A 1609-nucleotide genomic window follows, 5' to 3' on the forward strand; every position below is an offset into this window, starting at 1 on the left:
TGGTAGTGTGGGGCTTCCCCATGTGAGAGTAGGACATCGCCAGGCTTTAAATTTATTTTCACTTTTTTAAAAGTGAAGACAAAAAGTGTTATGAACGACTTGTCAGCGACGACAAGTATTCCACTGCGGAGTGGTAGTTCAGTTGGTTAGAATACCGGCCTGTCACGCCGGGGGTCGCGGGTTCGAGTCCCGTCCACTCCGCCACTTATTCAGAGTTTCAGCTCTTTAAAACTGAAAATAGGGGTGTAGCTCCAATTGGCAGAGCAGCGGATTCCAAATCCGCGTGTTGGGAGTTCGAATCTCTCCACCCCTGCCATATTTAAGGCTCTAGTCGAAAGACTAGAGCCTTTTTGCTTTTTCCGGTATAGATAAATGAACAACGAAGCTCTACTGCTACAAATTATCTCAACATCTCTAATCGTTATACCAATCCGGAAAATTAACTGATTAGGTCAATCCAATCTCTTGTACACATTTTTGTGACGCGATCTTTGCACTCAAGAAATCCATTCCAAGCGCTACAGACCTTCGAAACAATATCGTTATAATCAATGAAGTTTTGGTTTGCTAGATAGTGTTGCCTTAACCAACTCCACACTTGCTCTATAGGGTTAAGCTCTGGTGAGTATGGCGGCAATTTGATAATACTGACATTATCAAATGGGTTAGCAATATCATCGGTATGCCATCCTGCGCCATCCATTATTACCACTGAATGACGGTCTTTTTCTGTGACTTTAGATATCTGCTCTAGATGGTTTATCATGATGTCTTTGTTAACCCAAGGGACGACCATTGCCTCACCAATCCCTCTCGATGGGCACACTGAGCCAAACAAATAAGCGTATTCAAATTGCTGCTGTTTTACTACGCGAGGTCTCGTTCCACGAGTAGCCCAAAGACGTGTTGTTGTGTTCTGCTGACCAAACCTAGCTTCGTCTTGAAACCAGACATCAACACTCTCTAGCCCAATATGGCCGGGGATCTTAAGGATCGTTTCGATTTGGAATTTTTTTAAAATCGTCCTGTATTTGCTGTGATTGTTTAGGGTGTTTGGAACGAGAAGTTATCCAAGAAAAACCCATGTGGTCGAGGAGATAATAGATGGAATTAGGGTGGTAGTGCTTGTCAAAGTGTTTAACGATGTAGTCATGTATATCGCTTCCAACAAGGCGGCCACCAGAAGGTGATTCAGCTTCTTTTTTTATGAAGGCACTGAGTTGAGCCCGCTGCTCATCGGTGAGGTATGCAGGCCTACCAGTCCGAGGTTTTTCTTGAAGTCCTTCTAGGCCTTCTTCAAAAAAAATCCGAACCCATTTATTGACACTGGTTCGACTGACTTTGAGAGATTTTGCAATTTGTGTACGAGAGAGGCCGTCTTTAAAGTGTGCGAGCGCAAGTAAACGCATCTTCATCTGAATGGTTTTTTGCTGGCTCGCAAGCTTTTTGAAGTCAGTGTTATTAAGGCTATCCATGGCTAAATTTCACAATAATTCATCAATCTTAATTAGATCACATTTTTACTTTAATTGGTATGAATACTTCAAAGCGGCAGCTTATACCAATCCGGAAAATTAACTGATCAGGTCAATCCAATCTCTTGTACACA

At 42.6% G+C, this 1609-nt stretch carries 1 protein-coding gene and 2 tRNA genes; 2 read left to right on the forward strand and 1 reads right to left on the reverse strand.

What is annotated here, in order from left to right; translation table 11 throughout:
- The first annotated feature begins 127 nt into the window (after positions 1–127).
- A tRNA-Asp gene (locus A6D97_RS03645) sits at positions 128–204 on the forward strand.
- Positions 205–239: 35 nt separating this feature from the next.
- Positions 240–316, forward strand: a tRNA-Trp gene (locus A6D97_RS03650).
- A gap of 123 nt (positions 317–439) precedes the next feature.
- Here A6D97_RS03650 and A6D97_RS21405 read toward each other — a convergent pair.
- Positions 440–1475 (reverse strand): IS630 family transposase gene (locus A6D97_RS21405; protein WP_102394396.1). Its coding sequence is split into 2 segments (ribosomal slippage): positions 440–1015 and positions 1017–1475, totalling 1035 coding nucleotides; the frame shifts between segments, so codons are not numbered across the junction.
- Between the last annotated feature and the right edge of the window lie 134 nt (positions 1476–1609).

This window comes from Vibrio sp. ZF57 (genome assembly GCF_001691235.1).
Classification (GTDB): Bacteria; Pseudomonadota; Gammaproteobacteria; order Enterobacterales; family Vibrionaceae; genus Vibrio; species Vibrio crassostreae_C.